Source organism: Streptomyces sp. NPDC057682 (genome assembly GCF_042799575.1).
GTDB lineage: Bacteria > Actinomycetota > Actinomycetes > Streptomycetales > Streptomycetaceae > Streptomyces.
In genome coordinates this window covers 278,702-301,152 of record NZ_JBHVIN010000009.1, presented here as the reverse complement: position 1 = coordinate 301,152, position 22,451 = coordinate 278,702, and the positions used below count along the sequence as shown (strand labels likewise).

The following is a 22,451-nucleotide window of genomic DNA, read 5'->3' as shown; positions in this document are numbered from 1 at the left end:
GTCACTCCTCGGCTCAGTCGGTGTCCTGCGCCGCCTGTTCCACGAGCGGGATGACGCGCAGGGGGACCGGGTTCTCCATGACGATGGCCGTGGAGGCCCGGACGATGCCATCAAATCCGACAACCCGGTCGATCACCCGCTGGAGATCGGCGTTGGAACGGGCCACCAGCCGGCAGAGCATGTCGCCGTGCCCGGTGGTGGTGTGCAGCTCCAGCACCTCCGGCACGCCTCTCAAATGCGCCCGTACGTCGGCGCCTTGGCCCTGTTTGATCTCCAGCGTCGCGAACGCGGTGACCGGATAGCCGAGTGCCGCCGGGTCCACGTCGGGGCCGAAACCCCGGATGACGCCATTCGACTGAAGGCGGTCCAGCCGGGCCTGTACGGTCCCGCGCGCCACGCCCAGCCTGCGCGACGCCTCCAGGACGCCGATCCTGGGTTCACGGGCCAGCAGCACGATGAGCCGGCCGTCCAGATGATCGATCGCCATGGGTCCCCTCCGAGATGCACTGTGATGGTCATCATGTACAGATAGCCCGCTCATCATGGGCATGTGCTAGTCAAAGTGACCAGTGATTTCACGAAGTGTTGCGCACCTTGCGGAGCGGCGGGAACCTTCAGACATGACTGAGACGATGCACAACACCCCCGACACCGTCCGGCAGGCCGACCCCTTCCCGGTCAAGGGAATGGACGCCGTCGTCTTCGCCGTCGGCAACGCCAAGCAGGCCGCGCACTACTACTCGACGGCCTTCGGCATGAAGCTGGTCGCCTACTCCGGACCGGAGACCGGCAGCCGCGAGACCGCGAGCTACGTCCTCACCAGCGGTTCCGCCCGCTTCGTCCTCACCTCCGTCGTCAAGGCGTCCACCGACTGGGGCCACTTCCTGGAGGACCACGTCACGGCGCACGGCGACGGCGTCATCGACCTGGCCATCGAGGTCCCCGACGCGCGTGCCGCGTACGCCTACGCCGTCGAGCACGGCGCCACCGGCATCGAGGAGCCCTACGAGACGAAGGACGAGCACGGCACCGTCGTGCGCGCCGCCATCGCCACGTACGGCAAGACCCGCCACACCCTCGTCGAGCGCACCGGCTACGACGGCCCCTACCTCCCCGGTTACGTCGCCGCCGACCCGATCGTCGAGCCCCCGGCCAAGCGCTTCTTCCAGGCCATCGACCACTGCGTCGGCAACGTGGAACTCGGGAAGATGAACGAGTGGGTGGCCTTCTACAACAAGGTCATGGGCTTCACGAACATGAAGGAGTTCGTGGGCGACGACATCGCGACCGAGTACAGCGCCCTGATGTCGAAGGTCGTCGCGGACGGCACGCTCAAGGTCAAGTTCCCGATCAACGAGCCCGCGATCGCGAAGAAGAAGTCGCAGATCGACGAGTACCTGGAGTTCTACGGCGCGGCCGGCGTCCAGCACATGGCGCTCGCCACCAACGACATCGTCGCCTCGGTCAAGGCCATGCGCGCCGCCGGTGTGCAGTTCCTCGACACCCCGGACTCCTACTACGACACCCTCGGCGAGTGGGCCGGCGAGACCCGGGTGCCCATCGAGACCCTGCGCGAGCAGAAGATCCTCGTCGACCGCGACGAGGACGGCTATCTGCTGCAGATCTTCACCAAGCCGGTCCAGGACCGGCCGACCGTCTTCTTCGAGATGATCGAGCGCCACGGCTCCATGGGCTTCGGCAAGGGCAACTTCAAGGCCCTGTTCGAGGCCATCGAGCGCGAGCAGGAGAAGCGCGGCAACCTCTGATCCCCCGGATCCACGGGGGAGCGACGACGACGGGCGGGCCGGATCTCCGGCCCGCCCGTCGGGCGTGGGGCGGACCGTCAGCCGAACAGCCCGACATCGCCGTCGACGCCCTCGACGCAGCTGTCCTCGGCGGCCTGCAGGGTGATCACGCCGTTCAAGACGTCCTGGTACGACGCGATCAGCGTCCAGCCGCGCTGTTCGAGGACCACTCGGGCCTCGGCGACGGATCCTCCGCGTGTGTCTTCCTCCCGTTGACGGGACTCCCGCCAGTCGCGTTCGTGGAGCCCGCTCACCACTCGGTCGAAGCGGGCGGGGTCGGCGGGCTCGGCCTTGGTCCCGTAGCCCTTGAAGGCGACGGTGCACGAGGCCAGTGAGCCGTCCGTCCGGTTCTCGGCCGAGCGGGCGTAGTCCGGGGCGTTGTTCGGGACCCCCGCCTCCGCGGCCGTGGTGTCGAGGTCTGCGCGTACGACCTTCTCCGGGAGAGGTCCGGTGCCTTGGGGCCGGGGCGCCACCGACTTCGGAGCGGAGGTTCCGGCGCCCGTGCCGCCCGTGTCGCAGCCAGTGGCTCCCACGGCAATGACCGCCAGTACCCATGCGATCCACGTCGTTCTGTTCACGTGCCCCCCCCAAGACCCCGGCGGGCCGGTCGATTCCGGCCCGCCCGTCGTTCGGTGTCGTGGCAGACCTTGACGTCGACCTCGCCGGAACGCGCACGGGCGGGTTCGCTGCGGTCGCCCGAAGATCGAATGAGCGCACGATACCGGTGACGCGGAAGCCTCGTGCGCGAACCCCTTCCGTCACGGGTGGTCCCCGGCGGTCGTGGTCGGCTTCGGACAGGCCCGGCTCGGTCCCTGCGGTCCCGCTATTCGTTCTCGGGTGCGTAACGCAGGAAAACACTGGTGTCGACGGTCCACTCGCCGACCGTGACGATGTCGCCGAACGCGTACTCCACGGTGTTGGCATACCGGGCGTCGCCGCCGCTGCCGACCGGTTTCCAATGATGCAGAACGATTCCGGCGCGCGGGTCGACGATCACATAGTGCGGGATGCGCATGGCGGGGTAGTCGCGCATCTTGGCGACGTAGTCGTTCTCGGGGTTGGACCGCGAGACGATCTCTGCGGCCAGGAGGACGTCCGACGGGTCGATGCCCCGTTCGTCTCCCTCTTCGAGCACCGATTCGGGGATCACGAGTACATCGGGGCGTCGCAGTACCCCGAGCACCTGGTCCTCGACGTCTCCACCCGTGTGGGCCACCACACCGTCGGGCAGTTGGGCGTCGAGCTGCCGCCGCAGACGCAGCGCCGCGAGTTCGTGCCGCTTCACCGGGGACATCATCATGACGATCTCGCCGTGGCTGATCTCGGGGTACTCCAGACCAGCGGGCACGGTGAGTTCTGCGGCAAACTTGCGCAAATGACCGTACACGGTGTCATTCATACGGTCGATGATAGAGGCTGTGACCGTGTCCGCGTCCGGCCGAAGAGACGCGGCCGGGCGGGCCGGATCTCCGGCCCGCCCGTCGGGCGTGGGGGTGGGGATCGGGTCAGCGGCCCGTCGGCGGAGCGGTGGACACCGGTGGGGCGGTGGGGGTCGGCGCGCCCGTTCCGGCCCGCTGTCCGGGTGCGCCCGCTGCCGGGGCCGGGGCCTCGCCCGGTGCCTGCGGGGCCTCCACGGCCGGTGCCGCCGGGTCGGGCGCGTCCTCCCGGGGCGCCGACGAGGGCTGCGCCGACGGTCCCGGATCGGGCGCTGCCGGGGCCTCGCCCGGACCGCCCGCCGGGGGCTGCCCCAGCGTGTCCAGCGCCTCCTGTGCCCGGGGCGCGTCCAGCGGAGAGAAGTGCGGGTTGGTGCGCAGCGCCTCCTCCAGATGGCGCCGCGCCGGACCGACGTCGTTCAACGCCCGCTGGACCATGCCCAGGTGGTACGCGAACGAGGCGTTCCGCCCGCCCGAGTCCACCGCCCGCTGCGCGTACTCCAGCGCCCCGTCCGGGTCGCCCGAACGCTGGAGCGCCCAGCCCAGCGCGTCGGCCACCTCCGCGCTGTGGTGCCCCCGGTCCCACTCCGCCCGCAGCAGCTCCACCGCCGCGGAGGCGTCGCCGTGCGCCGCCTCGAAGCGGCCGAGCAGCAGGGACGTGTCGACCCCCTGCTTCTCCGCCTTCGCCAGTGCCGCGCGCAGCCGGGTGTACTGGTTGACCGAATCACCGTCCAGCCCCAGCGACTCGTACAACTCGCCCAGCTCCAGCAGGTACTCCGGCCCCGGCGCCTTGCTCAGCGCGGCCTGGTAGTCGCGCTGGGCCTCGTCGGTGCGGCCCAGGGCCGCCAGCGCGCGGGCCCGGCCGGCCAGCGCGGGATGGTGCGAGGCGTCGGTGCGCAGGGCCGCGCCGTACTGGGCGACCGCCTCCTCGGGCTCCCCGCGCTCCCACGCCAGATCGCCCAGCCGGGACAGGCACGCCGCCTTCTCCGCCGGGGTCTTCGCCCGGCCCGCGGCGTCCTGCGCGGTGGCCAGCGCGTCCTCGCGCCAGCCCCGCACCCGGTACATGTCCGCCGTCCGCCCGAGCGCGGGCACGCCGGAGCGCAGCGCCGCGTACTTCTCGGCGGCCTTGGTCGCCGAGGTGTACTCGCCCAGGCCGTTGTAGGCGTCGATCAGTTCCGGATAGACGGTCCACTCCTTGGGCCGCCGGGTCCGGACCGTCTCACCCCACTTCTTCGCCGTCACGAAGTCGTGGCGGGCGTTGGCCAGCGCGGCCAGGCCCACCCAGGCCGCCTCGTTGCCGTTCTCGCCCGGCCGCACGGACAGTGACCGCTTCAGCGCCTGCTCGGCCCGCGGGAAGGCCCCCGGATCGGCGGCCCCGCGCCCCCACCCCACGTACGCCGTACCGAGCACCGCCCAGGACGCCGCGTCCGAGGGATGCGTCTCCACCCAGGACCGCCGGTCCCCGATCAGGGCCTTCAGATCGGCGAGCGAGGCGGGGGAGCCCGCCGCCGTCGCGCCCATCGCCCGTGCGACCGGCCCCGGGACCGGCGGCGCCGCGTCCCCGTCCTCGTCGGGCACCGCGACCACCGCCCCGGTCACCAGCACCGCCCCCGCCACCACCCCGAACGCCGCCCTGCGCAGCGTGGTGCGCAGCGAGACGGGCGGCGGATCGGCGAGGTCGCCGGGATCGTGCGGGCGGTGCCCCGCGGGGTCGTACGGCGGATCGCTTGAGGCGCGGGCGGAGTGGTCCGGCCCGGGGGCCGCGGGCGGCTGCTGTGGCGTGACGTCCATGCCGATCACTCTGCGTCAGTACGAAGAGCACACCGCGCCTTGCGATGGCCACCGCCGACGGGTTCACACCAATGGGCCCGGGTGCCAGTCTTGGATCATGGACGATCTTCTCGAACTGCTGCGCGCGGGCCTGCCGGCCGAAGCCCTGATCACCGACCCGGACGTCACCGCCTCCTACGCCCACGACATGGCGAGCTTCTGCGAGGCCGGCGCCCCGGCCGTCGTCGTACTGCCCCGCACCGTCGAGCAGGTCCAGCACGTCATGCGCACCGCCACGGCCCTGCGCGTCCCCGTCGTCCCCCAGGGCGCCCGCACCGGACTGTCCGGCGCCGCCAACGCCACGGACGGCTGCATCGTGCTCTCGCTGGTCAAGATGGACCGCATCCTGGAGATCGACACCGTCGACCGCGTCGCCGTCGTCGAGCCGGGCGTCGTCAACGCCGTGCTCTCCCGGGCCGTCGAGGACCGGGGCCTGTACTACCCGCCGGACCCCTCCAGCTGGGAGATGTGCACCATCGGCGGCAACATCGGCACCGCGTCAGGCGGTCTGTGCTGCGTGAAGTACGGGGTCACCGCCGAATACGTCCTCGGGCTCGACGTCGTCCTCGCCGACGGACGCCTCCTCAGCACCGGCCGGCGCACCGCCAAGGGCGTCGCCGGATACGACCTGACCCGGCTCTTCGTCGGCTCCGAGGGGAGCCTGGGCGTCGTCGTGAAGGCCGTCCTCGCGCTCAAGCCGCGACCGCCCCGGCAACTCGTCCTGGCCGCCGAGTTCCCCAGCGCGGCGAGCGCCTGCGACGCCGTCTGCCGGATCATGGAGGACGGCCACACCCCGTCACTCCTCGAACTGATGGACCGCACAACAGTCCAGGCCGTCAACCGCCTGGCGCAGATGGGCCTCCCCGAGACCACCGAGGCGCTGCTGCTCGCCGCCTTCGACACCCCCGACCCCACCGCCGACCTGGCCGCCGTCGCCGCCCTCTGCACCGCCGCCGGGGCCACCGAGGTCGTTCCCGCCGAGGACACCGCCGAGTCCGAACTGCTGCTCCAGGCCCGCCGGATGTCGCTCACCGCCCTGGAGACCGTCAGCTCGGCCACGATGATCGACGACGTCTGCGTCCCGCGCTCGAAGCTCGGCGCCATGCTGGACGGTACCGCGGACATCGCCGCGAAGTACGGCCTCACCATCGGCGTCTGCGCGCACGCGGGCGACGGCAACACCCACCCCGTCGTCTGCTTCGACCACACCGACCCCGACGAGTCGCGCCGGGCCCGCGAGTCCTTCGACGCGATCATGGCGCTCGGCCTGGAACTCGGCGGCACCATCACCGGCGAACACGGTGTGGGCGTCCTCAAGAAGGAGTGGCTGGCCCGCGAACTCGGCGAGGTGGCCCTCGAACTGCACCAGGGCGTCAAGCACGCCTTCGACCCGCTCGGCCTCCTCAACCCGGGCAAGGTCTTCTGACAGCGCGCGGCCGCCCCACGGGCGACGACGGAAAGGGCCGGACAGGCCCCGAGAGAGCGGGCTCCGGGGCCACCGGCCCCGGCCGCGCCCCGCCGCCCGCCACCCGACCCCCTCAACCCTCCCCGTCCTGCGACTCGTCCGACGGCCAGGGGTCGCTCATCCACAGGTCGTCGGCGGGCAGCGGGGCGAGGAGCTCGGCCAGCGCGTCGTCGATCCCGAGCCGGCCGGCCTCCGTCCCCGGCGGCACGATCCGCAGCGTCCGCTCCACCCAGGCGGCCACGGCCGCCGACGGAACCTCCAGCAGGGCGTTGCCGTCGGGCGAGGTCAGCGCCACGCAGATGACGCTGCGCCGGTCGATCTTGGTGGGCCAGATCCGCACGTCCCCGTGCCCGCACGGCCGGAACACCCCCTCGACCAGCAGATCGCGGGCGAACGTCCAGTGCACCGGGGCGTCCGAGCCGATGTGGAAGGTGATGTGCACGGCGTACGGGTCCTCGGTCCGGTACGACAGCCGGGCCGGTACGGGGATGCTGCGCTCCGGCGAAAGAACCAGCTTGAGCTCCAGCTCACGTTCCACGACGGTGTTCATCAGGTGCGTCCTTTCGGTGCCTGTGGGCCGGTCCCACGACCGCCCGCACAGGGAGAGAGCGCCCTCCCCGTCATCCATTACGCGACTTCGGGAAAAATATTTCGGGGTGCCCGGAAAGGGGCCCAAACCCCGGGACCCGCCCGGTGGGAGGCGGGTGTCTGGTAGATGTGGACCCTATGTATGAGGACCGGGCGGCCGGTCCAACGCCTCGAAGAGATACGGGACCACGGTGATGAGCGCCCCAACCCCGGCACCCGGTGACGACACCCCCCGCGAGGGGTACTACCCCGACCCGTCCATTCCCGGATACGTCCGGTACTGGAACGGCGCCTCCTGGGTGCCCGGCACCAGCCGCCCCGCCCCGCGCCAGGGCGAGCCCATGCCCGCCGCCCCCGCCGGTGAGCCGCCCGCCCCGGTTCCCGCTCCCGCGCCCGCGGCGGTCGAGGAGACCGGACCGGTCTTCTTCGACGAGGAGCCGCGGGACAGCCGTCCCGAACCGGCCTCCGCCTGGAAGGCCGACGCCTCCCGGCAGTCCGGCTTCGGCGGCGACCACGACCGCCGGGTCTCCTGGGGCGGCCGCTCCGGCGAGGGACCCGCGGCGGCCCCCGAGGGCACCGCCCCGGCCGACGCCCGCCCGGCGCTCGGCCCGGCCCCTGCCGCCCGCGCCCTCCCCGCCGGCTCCGCCCCCGCGCCCGCGGACGCCGTCCCGGCGGACCGGGCCCCCGTCGATCCCCGGGTGCCCGCCCAGGCCACGCCCCCGGCGGGCGGGCCGCCCGTGGTCCGTGACGGTGCCTCCGGTGACGCGCCCGAGCACACGGTCGCCATCAGGGCCGTGCGTCCGGGCCGCCCCGGCGGCTCGTCCGACGCCCCGAAGCCGCCCGCCGAGGGCACGGTGACGATCCGCGCGCTCGGCCCGCAGACGCCGTCCACCGAGGGGACGATGGCGATCCGGGCGCTCAACCCGCCCGCGGCCCCGGCCGAGACCGCCGCCCCGCAGGTCGGGCCCACTCCGCAGCCCGCGCCCAGTCCGCAGGCCGGGCCCGCCCCGGCCGGGCAGGAGCCCGCGGGGGCCGGTGCCTGGGCGCAGCACGTCAACCAGCAGGCCCGGCCGGAACCGCCCGCCCCGCAGCAGCCGCATCCCCCGGCGCGGCAGCAGCCCGCGTTCCCGCAGCAGTCGCGGACGGCCCCGCCCGGGATGCCGCCGCAGCAGCAGTCCGAGCAGCCCGTGGTGCCGTGGAAGCCGCCTGTCGACGACCCGTTCCAGCAGATGGCGGCGGCCCGCGCGGCGGGCCGTCCGGCCGCGCTGGGCAAGCGGTTCGCGGCCCGGCTCATCGACGCGGTGGTGCTCGGCGCGGTCGTCGGCGCCGCCGCCGTGCCGCTCGTGACGCGGGCCGCCGACCACATCGAGACCAAGATCGACGCGGCGAAGCTGAGCGGGGAGACCGTCACCGTCTGGCTGCTGGACTCCACCACCGGGACCTACGCGGGTGTGCTCCTCGCGGTCTTCCTGGTGGCGGGCTTCCTGCTGGAGGTCCTGCCGACCGCCAAGTGGGGCCGTACGCTCGGCAAGCGGCTCTGCGGGCTCGACGTACGGGACATCGAGTCCCAGGACACCCCGGGCTTCGGCGCGGCGACGCGCCGCTGGCTGGTCTACGGGGTGCTGGGCCTGCTGGTGATCGGCGTGGTGAACGTGGTGTGGTGCGTGTTCGACCGCCCGTGGCGCCAGTGCTGGCACGACAAGGCGGCCCGCACCTTCGTGGCGGGCTGAGTTCCCCGCGCGGTTCCGGGGCGTCCCCCGAACGCACCTGAGCCGTTGCGGGGGAAGGTGCGGCGGGGTGCACTGCCCCCATGAGCAACGATCAGCCGACGTCCGGTCAGCCGCCCGAGGAGGACCCGTTCCTCAAGAAGCCCCATGACCCTCCGCCGTCGTCGGGCTCGCCCTACGACAGCGCGCCGCCCCCGCCGCCGTACGATCCCGGCCAGGGCGGCGGTCCGTACGGCGGGGCGGATCCGCTGGCGGGCATGCCGCCGCTGGCCGAACCCGGCAAGCGGATCCTGGCCCGGCTGATCGACTTCCTGATCATCTCGATCCCGCTGTACCTGATCTCGCTGCCCTGGGGCGGTGCGGTGGAGGTCTCGGACGGCAACGGCAACGACGACGTGAGCGATGTCTTCGCCCAGACGTACAGCGGCCACCAGTTGCTCTGGTCGCTGATCGGGCTGGTGGTCTACGTCGCGTACGACACGTACTTCACCCACAAGGACGGCCGCACCGTGGGCAAGCGGCTGCTGAAGATGCGGGTGGCGATGCTCAACGACGGCCGGGTGCCGGACACCGGGAGTGCCTTCCTGCGGGCCGTGGTGCTGTGGCTGCCGGCGCTGATGTGCTGCCCGTGCCTGTGGTGGCTCATCAACATCGTGCTGATGTTCACGGACAAGCCGTACAAGCAGGGGCTCCAGGACAAGGCGGCCAAGACCGTGGTGGTGGTCACCACCTGACGGGGTGCCCGGCCGCGCGACGGCCGGCCGGGCCCGCCGGGGTCAGTGCCGGAGCGAGTGCTCGCCCACGCGGGGGGCGGCGGAGCGGGCGGCCGGGATCGTGCTCTGCACGTCGGGGCCGGTGCCGGTGGCGGGGTGGACGGGCACGGTGAGGGGGCCGCTTGCCGCGTTTCCCGTGCGTCCACGCGTCCGGAGAGGTACGGTGACGGCCACCAGAAGGCCGAGCGCGAGCGCGGCCGTGCCGATGAGGGCGATGCCGGTGCCCGAAGTGGCCCCGGACAGCAGCAGCATGGCGAGGGTCGTGAAGACGACGGTCGCCGAACCGAGTAAGAGCTGTGCGGCAGTCGGTCGCGGCATGGCGGTATCCGTCCTCGGGACGTCGGATGGGCGGTCGCTCGACACGTATTCGCTGTCTAGGACTCTACGACGGTGCATGCCCGAGCGGAACACTTAGTAAGCGTGACCTAACCCACGGTGCCGGTGCACGGGGGGCGCATGGAGTCATATCGTGCGCCGATCGAGGGGCGGGGCGCGCCGGTTGAAAGGGCGAGGCCGTCCGGATACCGGAAACGATCTCCTGCATAGTGCACTTGGTCTGTTCAAGTCAAGGTCTGTCTTTTCTTCTGTAACTCCGGTCGAATAGCGTCACTTGTGACGCGTATCCGCGCGCGGCCCCTACACACCTCCAGGCCGCAGCCGCGGGCGCCGGGGAGGACTGCATCACGTGATCATTAAGAGACGGGCGCTTCGCACCGGAGCGGTTGTCGTGGCCATGGCCGCGACCGCCGCCACCGCGTCGGCCTTCGCCACCGCGCAGGCGGATGACCAGGCGTCAAGTGCCCCCACCGCCATCGACCGCCGTGACCCGGGGTCGGCCAAGGGCAACACGCACGACCTGGCGGGCCCGTTCAGCAAGCAGCAGGACGCTCAGCGTCAGGCCGCCCTGGAGCAGGTCCTGGACGGCGACAAGAAGGCGTCCAAGCGCGGCGCCTCCCAGGTCGTCAAGCTCGACGACAAGAAGTACGTCGAGCTCGGCCGTGAGAAGACCGACAAGATCTTCACCGTCCTGGTGGAGTTCGGTGACCAGGTCGACAACACGACCATGTTCGACCCGGACGGCGAGGGCCCCAAGCCGCCGGTCAAGAAGTACGGCGGCACGCCCGGTCCGGCGCACAACACGATAGCCAAGCCGGACCCCAAGAAGGACAACAGCACCGCCTGGCAGGCCGATTACAACCAGGCCCACTTCCAGGAGCTGTACTTCGGCACGGGGGCCGGCACCAACTCGCTCAAGACGTACTACGAGAAGACGTCCTCCGGGCGCTACTCGGTCGACGGCGAGGTCTCCGACTGGGTCAAGGTCCCGTACAACGAGGCGCGCTACGGCTCGAACTACTGCGGTTCGACCAACTGCGCCAACGCCTGGGACATGATCCGCGACGGCGTCAACGCCTGGGCCGCGGACCAGAAGGCCAAGGGCCGTACGCCGGAGCAGATCAAGACCGATCTGGCCCAGTACGACCAGTGGGACCGCTACGACTACGACAACGACGGCGACTTCAACGAGCCCGACGGCTACATCGATCACTTCCAGATCGTGCACGCCGGCGAGGACGAGTCGGCGGGCGGCGGTGCCGAGGGCACCAACGCCATCTGGGCGCACCGCTGGTACGCCTACGGCACCAACGTGGGCGCGACCGGCCCGGAGCAGAACAAGGCCGGCGGCACCCAGATCGGTGACACCGGCATGTGGGTCGGCGACTACACCGCGCAGCCCGAGAACGGCGGACTGGGCGTCTTCGCCCACGAGTACGCCCACGACCTCGGTCTGCCGGATCTGTACGACACGACCAACACCGCCGAGAACTCGGTCGGCTTCTGGTCGCTGATGTCGGCGGGCTCCTGGCTCGGCACCGGCAAGGGCAGCATCGGCGACATGCCGGGCGACATGACCGCCTGGGACAAGCTCCAGCTGGGCTGGCTCGACTACGCCGAGGCCAAGGCCGCGACGAAGTCGACCCACAAGCTGGGCGTCTCCGAGTACAACACCAAGGACAAGCAGGCGCTCGTCGTCTCGCTGCCCGACAAGGCCGTCACCACCGCCGTCACGACGCCCGCCGAGGGCGCCAAGCAGTGGTGGAGCGACATGGGTGACAACCTGAACAACACCCTGTCGCGTCCGGTCGACCTGACCGGCAAGGCCAAGGCCACGCTCGACCTCGCCGGCTGGTGGGACATCGAGAAGGACTACGACTACCTCTACACCGAGGTGTCGGACAACGGCGGCACCAGCTGGACCGCGATCGACGGCACCGCCGACGGCAAGGCCCTCCCGCGTGACGCCAGTGACAAGCCGGCCCTGACCGACGTGTCCGGGAAGTACCAGAAGCTGTCGTTCCCGCTCGACGCCTACGCGGGCAAGAAGATCGACATCCGCTTCCGCTACACCACCGACGGCGGCGCGGGCGGTGTGGGCTTCGCGGCCGACACCATCTCGGTCACCGCGGACGGCGCGGCGCTGTTCTCGGACAACGCCGAGGGCGACGACAACGGCTGGACCGCGAAGGGCTTCTCGCGCGTCGGTGCCTCCTTCACCAAGGACTACCCGCAGCGCTACATCGCGGAGAACCGCCAGTACGTCTCGTACGACCAGACCCTCAAGGTCGGCCCGTACAACTTCGGCTTCTCCAACACCCGTCCGGACTGGGTCGAGCACTACCCGTACCAGAACGGCCTGATGATCTGGCTGTGGGACGGCTCGCAGAAGGACAACAACGTCTCGGTCCACCCGGGCCAGGGCCTGATCCTGCCGATCGACGCGCACGCCAAGCCGCTGAAGTGGGCGGACGGCTCGATCATCCGCAACAAGATCCAGCCCTTCGACGCTCCGTTCAGCTGGTACCCCACCGACGGCTTCACGCTGCACAACGGTGACGTGGCCACGAAGATCCGGCCGCAGCTCGGCGTTCCGGTCTTCGACGACCACAAGGGCACCTACTGGTACAAGGAGAACAAGACCGGAAGCGTGCAGGTCGCTGACACCAACACCCGGATCGCGATCCTCAGTGAGCCGCTCGACGGTTCGCAGATGATCGTCCAGGTGGGACCCTCGCACAAGTAATCCGGTAAAACCGCAGGTCACACCATGATCGGCCGTCGCCCCCTAGCGGGCGGCGGCCGATCGTGTTTAGGTGCCTCTTGTCCAACTTCTTATTGACACGATGTCTCACGGGGGAGCGCGGAGCATGGCAGGCGGAGGATTCAGCAAGTTGCCGAACGGCAGTGTGGTCGTCGCGATCACCCTGCCCAGTCCGGCGGGCGGCGACGGACCGGACACCTCCGTCCGCGTCCTGGTGCACGCGGCCAACCGGGCCCGCGCCCTGACCCGGCTGCGCAATCTGGGGCTGCGCGCCGTCTATCTCCGCGGCAACGCCGAGCCGCCCACCCCGGACGAGATCACCGCCGTCCTGCACCACCCCGACGGGCTCCTGTGGCGCGCGAGACCCGAGCGGGCCCAGGAGCTCTGGCACCCGATACGGGCCCTGCTGCGGCCCGCCGTACCGGCCGGGCAGGGCTGAGAGGCCGCTCCGCGCCCCGCGCGACGGCCTCGGACGGCCCCGGACGCCCCGGAGGCGGGTTCAGACCACCGGCTTGCCGGTGAGCACCACGCCCGCCTCCCGCAGCTCGGCCAGCGCCCGGTCCGTCGTCGCCTCGGCGACCCCGGCCGTCAGCTCCAGCAGTACGTGCGTGCCGAAACCCTCGCGGACGGCGTCCAGCGCGGTCGCCCGCACACAGTGGTCGGTCGCGATGCCGACCACGTCGACCTCGGTGACCTCGTGCGCGCGCAGCCACTGGGCCAGCCCCACACCGTTCTCGTCCAGGCCCTCGAAACCGCTGTACGCGGCGGCGTGGGCGCCCTTGTCGAAGACGGCGTCGATCGCCCCGGAGGCGACCGCGGGGGCGAAGTTGGGGTGGAAGCCCACCCCCTCCGTACCGGCGACGCAGTGCGCCGGCCAGGAGTGCTCGAAGTCCGGCGAGGCCGAGAAGTGGTCGCCCGGGTCGATGTGGTGGTCACGGGTGGCCACCACGTGCCGGTAACCGGGCTGGGCCTCGCCGATGAGGTCGGTGATGGCGGCGGCGACATCGGCGCCCCCCGCCACCGCGAGGCTCCCGCCCTCGCAGAAGTCGTTCTGGACGTCCACGACGATCAAGGCGCGGTGCATGACGGGTGTCCTTCGGTGGGGGAGGGGAGGGGACTGCGGTGACAGGGGGTGGTTTCGAGCCTAGGGACTCCGGTGCGGGTTCGGGAGGGGAACGCCCCGCTCCGCCCGTTCGGAGGGTCCGGCGGCGGGTACCGCGGCGTCGCGGGCCGCTTCACCCGCGCCACCCGCCGCCGGGCCCTCCTACACGTATTCCGTGGGGATCACGGGCTCGCCGCGCGACAGCTGCATCGCCGACATCGGCAGCCCCGCGCGCGCCGCGATGTGCCGCTCGCGCGCCGCGTCCAGCGGCTCGCGGGCGACCACCTCGCCGCCCCGGACCAGCTCCGTCAGCAGCTGCCGGCCGGCCAGCTCCGCGGGGACCGGACCGGTGCCGATCACCTCGGCCTCGGCCACCCCGTCCGCGTCCAGCCGGCGCGCCGCCCACTTGCGCCCGCCCTTGGAGGACTTCGCGCCCAGCGACTTCTTCGCCACCGGAAGCAGCTCGTCGGCCGGATCGGCCGAGCCCGCGCGGGCCACCAGCTTGTAGACCATGGAGCAGGTGGGGTGCCCGCTGCCGGTGACCAGCTGCGTGCCCACCCCGTACGCGTCCACCGGGGCGGCGGCCAGCGAGGCGATGGCGTACTCGTCCAGGTCCGAGGTCACCACGATCTTCGTCTCCGTCGCCCCCAGCTCGTCCAGCTGCTGGCGGACCCGGTGGGCGACCAGCAGCAGGTCCCCGGAGTCGATGCGGACCGCGCCCAGCTCGGGACCCGCCACCTCGACCGCCGTGCGGACCGCGGCGGCCACGTCGTAGGTGTCGACCAGGAGCGTGGTGCCCCGGCCCAGCGAGTCCACCTGGGCCCGGAACGCGTCGCGCTCGGAGTCGTGCAGCAGGGTGAAGGCGTGGGCGCTCGTCCCGACCGTCGGGATGTTGTAGCGGAAACCCGCCGCCAGGTCGGAGGTGGTGTCGAAGCCCCCGACGTACGCGGCGCGCGCCGAGGCCACCGCGGACAGCTCGTGGGTGCGCCGGGCCCCCATCTCGATCAGACCGCGCCCGCCGGCCGCCGCCGACATGCGCGAGGCCGCCGCGGCGATCGCCGAGTCGTGGTTGAGGATGGAGAGGATCACCGTCTCCAGCAGCACGCACTCGGCGAAGGAGCCCTCGACGCGCAGGATCGGCGAGCCGGGGAAGTAGACCTCGCCCTCCGGGTAGCCCCAGATGTCGCCGCCGAAGCGGTAGTCGGCGAGATAGTCGAGCGTCGGCCCGTCGACGATGTCCTGGTCGCGCAGGAAGCCGAGCATCTCGTCGTCGAAGTGGAAGTTCTCCACGGCGTCCAGCACCCGGCCGATGCCCGCGACGACGCCGTAGCGCCGCCCCTCGGGCAGCCGGCGGGTGAACGCCTCGAAGACCGAGCGCCGGCCGGCGGTGCCGGCCTTGAGCGCGGCCTGCACCATCGTGAGTTCGTACTGGTCCGTGAAGAGCGCGGTCGACGGCACACCGACCCGTCGCCCGAGGTCCGCTGAGTTCATGCCGGGGATGCTACCCCTATTTCGTCAAAGTGACGAGATGGGGGTTCGGGACCCGGCGCGGCGCGGGGCCGTTTGTGCGCCGGGCCCCCCGGAGTGGCAGCATGGGTGGAGTGAGTGTCGCCCCCGCAGAGATCGAACGTCCCGAGTCGGCCGAGGAGAACCTCGTCGTCCCCGAGCCCGACGTCCCCTGGGTGACGCTGGTCCACAACGACCCGGTCAACCTCATGAGCTACGTGACGTACGTCTTCCAGGCCTACTTCGGCTACTCCAAGGACAAGGCGCACAAGCTGATGCTGGACGTCCACCAGAAGGGCCGCGCCGTCGTCTCCAGCGGCAGCCGCGAGGAGATGGAACGCGACGTCCAGGCCATGCACGGCTACGGACTGTGGGCCACGCTCACCCAGGACCGCAACTGACCCTCCGCACCGCCCCGTCCGACCCGCCCGACCACCATCGGAGTCAACCCATGGCCGGCCACTTCGAGGCCACCCCCGGCGGCGGCGCGGCCGTCGCGCTCGACGAGGTGGAGATCGCGATCCTGCGCTCCCTCGCCGTCCAGCTGCTGGAGCTCATCGGCCCCGGCGACGCGCCCGCCGACGGCGAGGACCCGCTCGCCGCGCTCTTCGCCGAGGGGCCCAGCGAGCCGCCCTCCGACCCCGCCCTCGCCCGCCTCTTCCCCGAGGCCTACGGCGACGAGGACAGTGAACTGCGCGCCGCCTCCGCCGAGTTCCGCCGCTTCACCGAGAACGACCTGCGCACCCGCAAGCGCGACGACGCCCTCGCGGTGGTGCGGTCGCTGGACGCGCTGACCCCGGACGGGGACGGAGGGGCCGTCCTCACCCTCGACGCCGACGGCTGCCGCCACTGGCTGGGCTCCCTCAACGACCTCCGGCTCACCATCGGCACCCGGCTGGAGGTCTCCGACGAGGACGACGGCCAGGAGGGCTCCCTCTACCGGCTGCCGGACAGCGATCCGCGCAAGCCCATGGTGATGGCCTACCTCTGGCTCGGCGGCCTCCAGGAGACCCTCATCGAGACGCTGATGCCGTAGCGCCCGTCCGGCTCCTTGGCATGCCGCCCGGGATTCCGCAAGCCGGAACGCGGTCCTCTCACCTGATAAGTCACTCTTCCCGCAACCGGGCCTTTTATCCGCCTTTTCCCGCGCCGCGCGCTCCATACTGCTCGCCGCAATCATGGAGAAAGGCGGGTACGCCCATGACATCGGCGCAGATCGACGACCAGGGCCAGGACGGTCCGCACCCCGCGTCCGCCCCGGACACCGCCGCGCCCGCCGAGGGCTACCGCAGAGCCCTCGGCGCCCGCCAGATCCAGATGATCGCCATCGGCGGAGCCATCGGCACCGGACTCTTCCTCGGCGCGGGCAAGGCCATCGCCAAGGCCGGACCCAGCCTCGTCCTGGCCTACGCCGTGGCCGGTCTGGTGATCTTCCTCATCATGCGGGCCCTGGGCGAACTCCTCATGTACCGCCCGGTCTCGGGCTCCTTCTCCGAGTACGCCCGCGAATTCGTCGGCCCCTTCGCGGGATTCGTCACCGGCTGGACCTACTGGCTCTTCTGGGTCGTCACCGGGATCACCGAAGTCACCGCCGCCGCCCAGTACATGACCTTCTGGTTCGCGCTCCCGCAATGGGTCTCCGCGCTCGCCTTCACCGTCCTGCTCTACGGTGCGAACCTCATCTCCGTCAAAGTCTTCGGAGAGCTCGAATTCTGGTTCTCCATGGTCAAGGTCACCGCCATCGTCGGCATGATCCTCATCTGCGCCGGCATCCTGACCCTCGGTTTCTCCGACGCCGGCGACACCGCCTCCCTCAGCCACCTCTGGGCCGACGGCGGCTTCTTCCCGCACGGCGTCAAGGGCACCCTGATGACGCTCCAGATCGTCATGTTCGCCTTCCTCGCCGTCGAACTCGTCGGCGTCACCGCGGGCGAGGCGGAGAACCCGGCGACCGTCCTGCCCAGGGCGATCAACACCGTGCCGTGGCGCATCGCCGTCTTCTACGTCGGCGCCCTGGTCATGATCCTGTCCGTGGTGCCCTGGACGGAGTTCTCCCCGGACGTCTCCCCGTTCGTCGAGGCCTTCGAGAGGATGGGCCTCGGCCTCGGCGCCGGCATCGTCAACTTCGTCGTGCTGACCGCCGCGCTCTCCTCCTGCAACTCCGGCATGTACTCCACCGGCCGCATGCTGCGCGACCTCGCGCTCAACGGACAGGGCCCCGCCCTCTTCACCCGGCTGACCCCGGGCGGCACCCCCCTCGTCGGCACCACCTTCTCCGCCGCCCTGATGCTCGTCGGCGTCTGGATCAACTACCAGTGGCCCGGCGACGCCTTCACCTACGTCGTCTCCTTCGCCACCATCTCCGGCATGTGGGCCTGGATCATGATCCTGGTCAGCCAGCTCCGCTACCGCCGCCTCGCCGACCGCGGCCTCCTGCCGGCCTCCCCGTTCCGGACCCCCGGCGCCCCGTACACCAGCGTCCTCGCCCTCGCCTTCATCGGCGTCGTGATCGTCATGATGGGCATCGACGAGGACACCAGGATCTCGCTCTACTGCGCCCCGCTCTGGGCCCTGCTCCTCGGCGTCTCCTACCTGGTCCTGCGGGCCCGCAACCCGCGCGGCAAGGCCTTCACCGGCCGCTGAGACGCCCATGTCCCAGCATGCGGGCGCCCGCGTACCACGCCTCGGTACGCGGGCGCCCGTCTCCTATCCTGGGCGCCATGCTGACCATCACCCAGGCGCTGTACGACCAGATCGTCGCGCACTCCCGCGCCGACCACCCCGACGAGGCGTGCGGCGTGGTCGCCGGACCCGCCGGGACCGGCCGCCCCGAGCGCTTCATCCCGATGCTCAACGCCGCGCGTTCGCCCACGTTCTACGAGTTCGACTCCTCCGACCTCCTCAAGCTCTACCGCGAGATGGACGACCGCGACGAGGAGCCCGTGATCGTCTACCACTCGCACACGGCGACCGAGGCCTACCCCTCGCGCACCGACGTCACCTACGCCAACGAGCCGGGCGCCCACTACGTCCTCGTCTCCACCGCCGACACCGACGGTGCCGGACCCTTCCAGTTCCGCTCCTACCGCATCGTGGACGGCGAGATCACCGAGGAGGAGGTCCGGGTCGTCGACGCCCACCCCGCGTCCTGACCCCTCCGGCGGGCTCCGGACAGGGCCGCCCGCAGCGGCCCTGTCCACCTGTCGAACGCCGGACATCCACCAGGTGAGATCACATTCCGGATCCGGCACCGGGAATCGATACGATGAGCGCATGGTTCTCCCTGACGTGAGCGACAAGACGCCGGGCATGCTGCTCGTGGCGCGCCTGCACGTCGACCTGTGCCGACTCGCGAGCGCGATCTGTACGTACGACCGGACCGCCGGCCGCGAGGGCTGAGCAGGCCGGGACACGGCCCCGCCCACCGGGCGCCGTCCTTCACGCACCGACCCCCGCGCGGGGGCAGAGCCGCGCGCCCACGCCACCTCTCCGCTTCGACAGGAGCCCATGCCATGGCCATCGAGGTCCGCATCCCGACCATCCTCCGCACCTACACCGACGGCGCGAAGGCCGTCGAAGGCACCGGGGACACCCTTGCCGAGCTCTTCACCGACCTGGAGAGCCGCCACGCCGGCATCCGGGAGCGCATCGTCGACGGCGAACAGCTCCGCCGCTTCGTCAACGTCTACCTCAACGACGAGGACGTCCGCTTCCTCGACGGCATCTCCACCAAGCTCAGCGACGGCGACAGCGTCACGATCCTCCCGGCCGTCGCCGGCGGCATGAACTGATGCGCTATGACAGCCCGCTCGCCGCAGTGGGCAACACCCCGCTCGTCCGCCTGCCGCGGCTGTCACCGTCGGACGACGTCCGCATCTGGGCCAAGCTGGAGGACCGCAACCCCACCGGCTCGATCAAGGACCGCCCGGCGCTCCACATGGTGGAGCAGGCCGAGAAGGACGGCCGGCTCACCCCCGGCTGCACCATCCTCGAACCCACCAGCGGCAACACCGGCATCTCGCTCGCCATGGCGGCCAAGCTCAAGGGCTACCGCATCGTCTGCGTGATGCCGGAGAACACCTCCCAGGAGCGCCGCGACCTGCTCGCCATGTGGGGCGCCGAGATCATCTCCTCGCCCGCCGCCGGCGGCTCCAACACCGCCGTCCGCGTCGCCAAGGAGCTGGCCGCCGAGCATCCGGACTGGGTCATGCTCTACCAGTACGGCAACCCGGACAACGCGGGCGCCCACTACGCCACCACCGGCCCGGAGATCCTCGCCGACCTCCCGTCCGTCACCCACTTCGTCGCCGGGCTCGGCACCACCGGCACCCTGATGGGCGTCGGCCGCTATCTGCGCGAGCGCGTCGACGGCATCCAGATCGTCGCCGCCGAGCCGCGCTACGACGACCTGGTCTACGGCCTGCGCAACCTCGACGAGGGCTTCGTCCCCGAGCTGTACGACGCCTCCGTCCTCACCACCCGCTTCTCGGTGGGCTCCGCGGACGCCGTCACCCGCACCCGCGAACTGCTCCAGCAGGAGGGCATCTTCGCCGGCGTCTCCACCGGCGCCGCGCTGCACGCCGCGATCGGCGTCGGGAAGAAGGCGGTCAAGGCCGGCGAGTCGGCCGACATCGTCTTCGTCGTCGCCGACGGCGGATGGAAGTACCTCTCGACGGGCGTCTACACCGCGCCCACGACGGAGGCCGCCATCGAAACGCTCCACGGCCAGCTCTGGGCCTGAGCCGAGCACACCCCCGGACGCCGGGGGCCCGCGACCGACACGGTCCGGGCCCCCGGCGTCCGCCGTTCCGCGCCCCGGCGCACGGCGGGCTTCCATCGAACCGGTGACAGCGCAGGTGAGTTCCCCCACAACGGCACGCCCCGAAGGAGCGACGGGGTGCCGCGCGCCTTACGCTCGACGAACCCGTTCCACGCACGAACCCTCCCGTTCCCACGTTTCGGAGGTTCACGCTCCATGAAGCTCACCGTCGTCGGCTGCTCCGGCTCGTTCCCTTCCACGGGATCGGCATGTTCGAGCTACCTCGTAGAGGCCGACGGCTTCAGGCTGCTCCTCGACATGGGCAACGGCGCCCTGGGCGAGCTGCAGCGCCATGTCGGTCTGTACGACCTCGACGCCATCTTCCTCAGCCATCTGCACGCCGACCACTGCATCGACATGTGCGCGTACTTCGTCGTCCGCTACTACCCGAACAGTGGTACGCGGCCGTCCCGCATCCCGGTGTACGGCCCCGAGGGCACGGAGGCGCGGCTGACCACCGCACACGCCGACACCCCCTCCGAGCACGCGATGGGCGAGGTCTTCGACTTCCACACGCTCAAGCCCGGCTCGTTCGACATCGGCCCCTTCTCGGTGCGTACGGAGAAGCTCTGCCACCCCGTCGACACCTTCGGGATCCGCGTCGAGCACGGCGGCCGCTCGCTCACGTACTCCGGTGACACCGGACCCTGCGAGGCGCTGGACGAGCTGGCGGAGGGGGCCGATCTCTTCCTCTGCGAGGCATCGTTCCTGCACGGCAAGGAGGACATCCCCGACCTCCATCTGAACGGCCGCCAGGCCGGTGAGCTGGCCGCCCGCGCGGAGGTGGGCCGGCTGGTGCTCACCCACATCCCGCCGTGGACCGACGCCGACCGGAATCTGGCCGATGCCCGCGAGGTCTTCGACGGCCCGTCGGAGCTGGCAGTCCCGGGCGCGGTCTACGAGATCTAGTGCCGCGGCAGTCAAGGTTCGCCCCCTTCTCCGCCCGCACGACGAAGCCCTCACCTGCCGCCGGGCAGGTGAGGGCTTCGGTCTGTCGGGGGACCGGTCGGGGGCTTACGCCTTGGTCAGGTCCTCGACCTCCTCCTCGGGCTCGCGGCCCGGGGTGGTGAGGTTGAACTTGATGATCGCGAAGCGGAACGTCACGTAGTAGATGACTCCGAAGACCAGACCGATCGGGATGATCATCCAGGGCTTCGTGGCGTGGGTCCAGTTCAGGGCGTAGTCGATGAACCCGGCCGAGAAGTTGAAGCCCGCGTGGACGCCCAGGCCCCAGGTGACGGCCATCGAGACGGCGGTCAGCACCGCGTGCAGGACGTACAGGACCGGCGCGATGAACATGAACGAGAACTCGATCGGCTCGGTCACACCGGTGACGAACGAGGTCAGCGCCAGGGAGACCATCATGCCCATCACGGCCTTGCGGCGCTCGGGGCGGGCGCAGTGCGCCATGGCGATCGCGGCGGCCGGCAGACCGAACATCATGATCGGGAAGAAGCCGGACTGGAACATACCGGCGCTCGGGTCACCGGCCAGGAAGCGGGTGATGTCACCGTGGACGACCTCGCCGGCCGAGTTGGTGAAGTCACCGAGCTGGAACCAGGCGACCGTGTTCACGAACTGGTGCATGCCGATCGGGATCAGCGCGCGGTTGACGCCACCGAACAGGGCGGCGCCGCCGGAGCCGAGGCCGGTCATCCACTCACCGAAGTTGGAGATGCCGTCACCGATCGGCTCCCAGACCAGGCCGAAGAAGACACCGACGACGACGCCGACGAAGGCCATGATGATCGGGACGAGCCGGCGGCCGTTGAAGAAGCCGAGCCAGTCGACCAGCTTGGTGCGGTGGAACTTCTGCCACAGGACCGCGGAGAGCAGACCCATGATGATGCCGCCGAGCACGCCGGGATCGTTGTACGTGGCCGCGGTGTCCGCGCCCTTCTGGATCACCGCCTCGGTGACCGGGAAGGCCTGCAGGACCTTGCTGTAGACGAGGAATCCGACGAGCGCGGCGAGCGCCGTCGAGCCGTCGGCCTTCTTGGCGAAGCCGATGGCCACGCCTATGCAGAACAGGATCGGCAGGCTGCCGGTGATGGCACCGCCCGCGTTGCCGAAGACGGCGGCGACCTTGTCCCAGCCGAGACCGTCCTTGCCGAAGATGTCGTCCTGACCCAGCCGCACCATGATGCCGGCGGCGGGCAGCACGGCGATGGGCAGCTGAAGGCTGCGACCCACCTTCTGCAGGCCCTGGAACAGGCCGGAGCCCCGCTTCTTCGCGGGGGCCGCCGTAGCGGTGGCCGTACTCATCAACTTCCTCCAGTAGACAAGGCGCCGCCGGGGACAGG

At 71.0% G+C, this 22,451-nt stretch carries 23 protein-coding genes; 14 read left to right on the top strand and 9 right to left on the bottom strand.

Features of this window, described 5'->3' with window-relative positions; genetic code table 11:
- Positions 1 to 13: 13 nt before the first annotated feature.
- Entirely contained in the window at positions 14 to 487 is a 474-nt protein-coding gene (locus ACFVDM_RS19240; RefSeq protein ID WP_383640836.1) for an Lrp/AsnC family transcriptional regulator, read from the bottom strand.
- Between the two features lie 133 nt (positions 488 to 620).
- Here ACFVDM_RS19240 and hppD point away from each other — a divergent pair, with 133 nt between their 5' ends.
- Positions 621 to 1,766, top strand: coding sequence for a 4-hydroxyphenylpyruvate dioxygenase (gene hppD / locus ACFVDM_RS19235; RefSeq protein ID WP_383640833.1), 1,146 nt, complete (start codon positions 621 to 623; stop codon positions 1,764 to 1,766).
- Between the two features lie 77 nt (positions 1,767 to 1,843).
- Here hppD and ACFVDM_RS19230 read toward each other — a convergent pair whose 3' ends face one another.
- The 3 genes from ACFVDM_RS19230 to ACFVDM_RS19220 all read right to left on the bottom strand — a co-directional run bounded on the left by ACFVDM_RS19230 (position 1,844) and on the right by ACFVDM_RS19220 (position 5,029).
- Positions 1,844 to 2,383: a hypothetical protein gene (locus tag ACFVDM_RS19230; protein WP_383640830.1), complete on the bottom strand. Its 540-nt coding sequence runs from the start codon at positions 2,381 to 2,383 to the stop codon at positions 1,844 to 1,846.
- A 245-nt stretch (positions 2,384 to 2,628) separates the two neighbouring features.
- Positions 2,629 to 3,204 carry a Uma2 family endonuclease gene (locus tag ACFVDM_RS19225; protein ID WP_383640828.1) on the bottom strand — a complete coding sequence of 192 codons (576 nt, stop codon included), beginning with the start codon at positions 3,202 to 3,204 and terminating at the stop codon, positions 2,629 to 2,631.
- Between the two features lie 106 nt (positions 3,205 to 3,310).
- Positions 3,311 to 5,029, bottom strand: coding sequence for a tetratricopeptide repeat protein (locus ACFVDM_RS19220; protein WP_383640825.1), 1,719 nt, complete (start codon positions 5,027 to 5,029; stop codon positions 3,311 to 3,313).
- A 97-nt stretch (positions 5,030 to 5,126) separates the two neighbouring features.
- Here ACFVDM_RS19220 and ACFVDM_RS19215 point away from each other — a divergent pair, with 97 nt between their 5' ends.
- Positions 5,127 to 6,494, top strand: coding sequence for an FAD-binding oxidoreductase (locus ACFVDM_RS19215; protein WP_383640822.1), 1,368 nt, complete (start codon positions 5,127 to 5,129; stop codon positions 6,492 to 6,494).
- A 112-nt stretch (positions 6,495 to 6,606) separates the two neighbouring features.
- On the opposite strand, the gene ACFVDM_RS19210 is transcribed toward ACFVDM_RS19215, so the two are convergent.
- Positions 6,607 to 7,083, bottom strand: a complete 477-nt coding sequence (locus ACFVDM_RS19210) for an SsgA family sporulation/cell division regulator (protein ID WP_383640819.1) — start codon at positions 7,081 to 7,083, stop codon at positions 6,607 to 6,609.
- A 232-nt stretch (positions 7,084 to 7,315) separates the two neighbouring features.
- On the opposite strand from ACFVDM_RS19210, the gene ACFVDM_RS19205 reads away from it, so the two are divergent.
- Positions 7,316 to 8,851, top strand: coding sequence for an RDD family protein (locus ACFVDM_RS19205; protein WP_383640817.1), 1,536 nt, complete (start codon positions 7,316 to 7,318; stop codon positions 8,849 to 8,851).
- Positions 8,852 to 8,931: 80 nt separating this feature from the next.
- Entirely contained in the window at positions 8,932 to 9,582 is a 651-nt protein-coding gene (locus ACFVDM_RS19200; protein WP_383640815.1) for an RDD family protein, read from the top strand.
- 42 nt (positions 9,583 to 9,624) lie between these two features.
- Here the strand turns inward: ACFVDM_RS19200 and ACFVDM_RS19195 are convergent, their stop codons facing one another.
- Positions 9,625 to 9,939, bottom strand: a complete 315-nt coding sequence (locus tag ACFVDM_RS19195; RefSeq protein ID WP_383640812.1) for a hypothetical protein — start codon at positions 9,937 to 9,939, stop codon at positions 9,625 to 9,627.
- A gap of 367 nt (positions 9,940 to 10,306) precedes the next feature.
- On the opposite strand from ACFVDM_RS19195, the gene ACFVDM_RS19190 reads away from it, so the two are divergent.
- Together ACFVDM_RS19190 and ACFVDM_RS19185 are read left to right on the top strand one after the other, a co-directional pair.
- The gene (locus ACFVDM_RS19190) at positions 10,307 to 12,703 is read left to right on the top strand and encodes an immune inhibitor A domain-containing protein (protein WP_383640809.1); all 2,397 of its coding nucleotides are present in this window, start codon (positions 10,307 to 10,309) and stop codon (positions 12,701 to 12,703) included.
- Positions 12,704 to 12,827: 124 nt separating this feature from the next.
- On the top strand, positions 12,828 to 13,160 hold the full coding sequence (locus tag ACFVDM_RS19185) for a hypothetical protein (protein WP_383640807.1): 333 nt from the start codon (positions 12,828 to 12,830) through the stop codon (positions 13,158 to 13,160).
- Positions 13,161 to 13,220: 60 nt separating this feature from the next.
- On the opposite strand, the gene ACFVDM_RS19180 is transcribed toward ACFVDM_RS19185, so the two are convergent.
- Positions 13,221 to 13,805, bottom strand: a complete 585-nt coding sequence (locus ACFVDM_RS19180) for an isochorismatase family protein (protein WP_383640804.1) — start codon at positions 13,803 to 13,805, stop codon at positions 13,221 to 13,223.
- Between the two features lie 180 nt (positions 13,806 to 13,985).
- A complete protein-coding gene (locus tag ACFVDM_RS19175; RefSeq protein ID WP_383640801.1) occupies positions 13,986 to 15,314 on the bottom strand; it encodes a nicotinate phosphoribosyltransferase in 1,329 nt (442 codons plus the stop codon).
- A gap of 101 nt (positions 15,315 to 15,415) precedes the next feature.
- Between ACFVDM_RS19175 and clpS the strand changes: the two genes are divergently transcribed.
- From clpS to ACFVDM_RS19135, 8 genes are all read left to right on the top strand, one after another.
- Entirely contained in the window at positions 15,416 to 15,730 is a 315-nt protein-coding gene (gene clpS / locus ACFVDM_RS19170; RefSeq protein ID WP_383640798.1) for an ATP-dependent Clp protease adapter ClpS, read from the top strand.
- Positions 15,731 to 15,780: 50 nt separating this feature from the next.
- Positions 15,781 to 16,365, top strand: coding sequence for a DUF2017 domain-containing protein (locus tag ACFVDM_RS19165; RefSeq protein WP_383640795.1), 585 nt, complete (start codon positions 15,781 to 15,783; stop codon positions 16,363 to 16,365).
- A 164-nt stretch (positions 16,366 to 16,529) separates the two neighbouring features.
- A complete protein-coding gene (locus tag ACFVDM_RS19160; protein ID WP_383640793.1) occupies positions 16,530 to 17,972 on the top strand; it encodes an amino acid permease in 1,443 nt (480 codons plus the stop codon).
- Between the two features lie 77 nt (positions 17,973 to 18,049).
- Positions 18,050 to 18,481 (top strand): Mov34/MPN/PAD-1 family protein, encoded by a 432-nt coding sequence (locus ACFVDM_RS19155; protein ID WP_383640790.1) that lies wholly within the window; start codon positions 18,050 to 18,052, stop codon positions 18,479 to 18,481.
- 121 nt (positions 18,482 to 18,602) lie between these two features.
- Positions 18,603 to 18,728, top strand: coding sequence for a putative leader peptide (locus ACFVDM_RS19150; RefSeq protein ID WP_383640787.1), 126 nt, complete (start codon positions 18,603 to 18,605; stop codon positions 18,726 to 18,728).
- Positions 18,729 to 18,841: 113 nt separating this feature from the next.
- Complete coding sequence (locus ACFVDM_RS19145; RefSeq protein ID WP_383640784.1) at positions 18,842 to 19,120, top strand: MoaD/ThiS family protein; 279 nt, start codon at positions 18,842 to 18,844, stop codon at positions 19,118 to 19,120.
- Positions 19,120 to 20,070: a PLP-dependent cysteine synthase family protein gene (locus ACFVDM_RS19140; RefSeq protein ID WP_383640781.1), complete on the top strand. Its 951-nt coding sequence runs from the start codon at positions 19,120 to 19,122 to the stop codon at positions 20,068 to 20,070. Before ACFVDM_RS19145 ends, ACFVDM_RS19140 begins: the two co-directional genes overlap by 1 nt.
- Positions 20,071 to 20,304: 234 nt before the next feature.
- Complete coding sequence (locus tag ACFVDM_RS19135; RefSeq protein ID WP_383640777.1) at positions 20,305 to 21,057, top strand: MBL fold metallo-hydrolase; 753 nt, start codon at positions 20,305 to 20,307, stop codon at positions 21,055 to 21,057.
- A gap of 105 nt (positions 21,058 to 21,162) precedes the next feature.
- On the opposite strand, the gene ACFVDM_RS19130 is transcribed toward ACFVDM_RS19135, so the two are convergent.
- The gene (locus ACFVDM_RS19130; protein ID WP_383640774.1) at positions 21,163 to 22,413 is read right to left on the bottom strand and encodes a PTS transporter subunit EIIC; all 1,251 of its coding nucleotides are present in this window, start codon (positions 22,411 to 22,413) and stop codon (positions 21,163 to 21,165) included.
- Between the last annotated feature and the right edge of the window lie 38 nt (positions 22,414 to 22,451).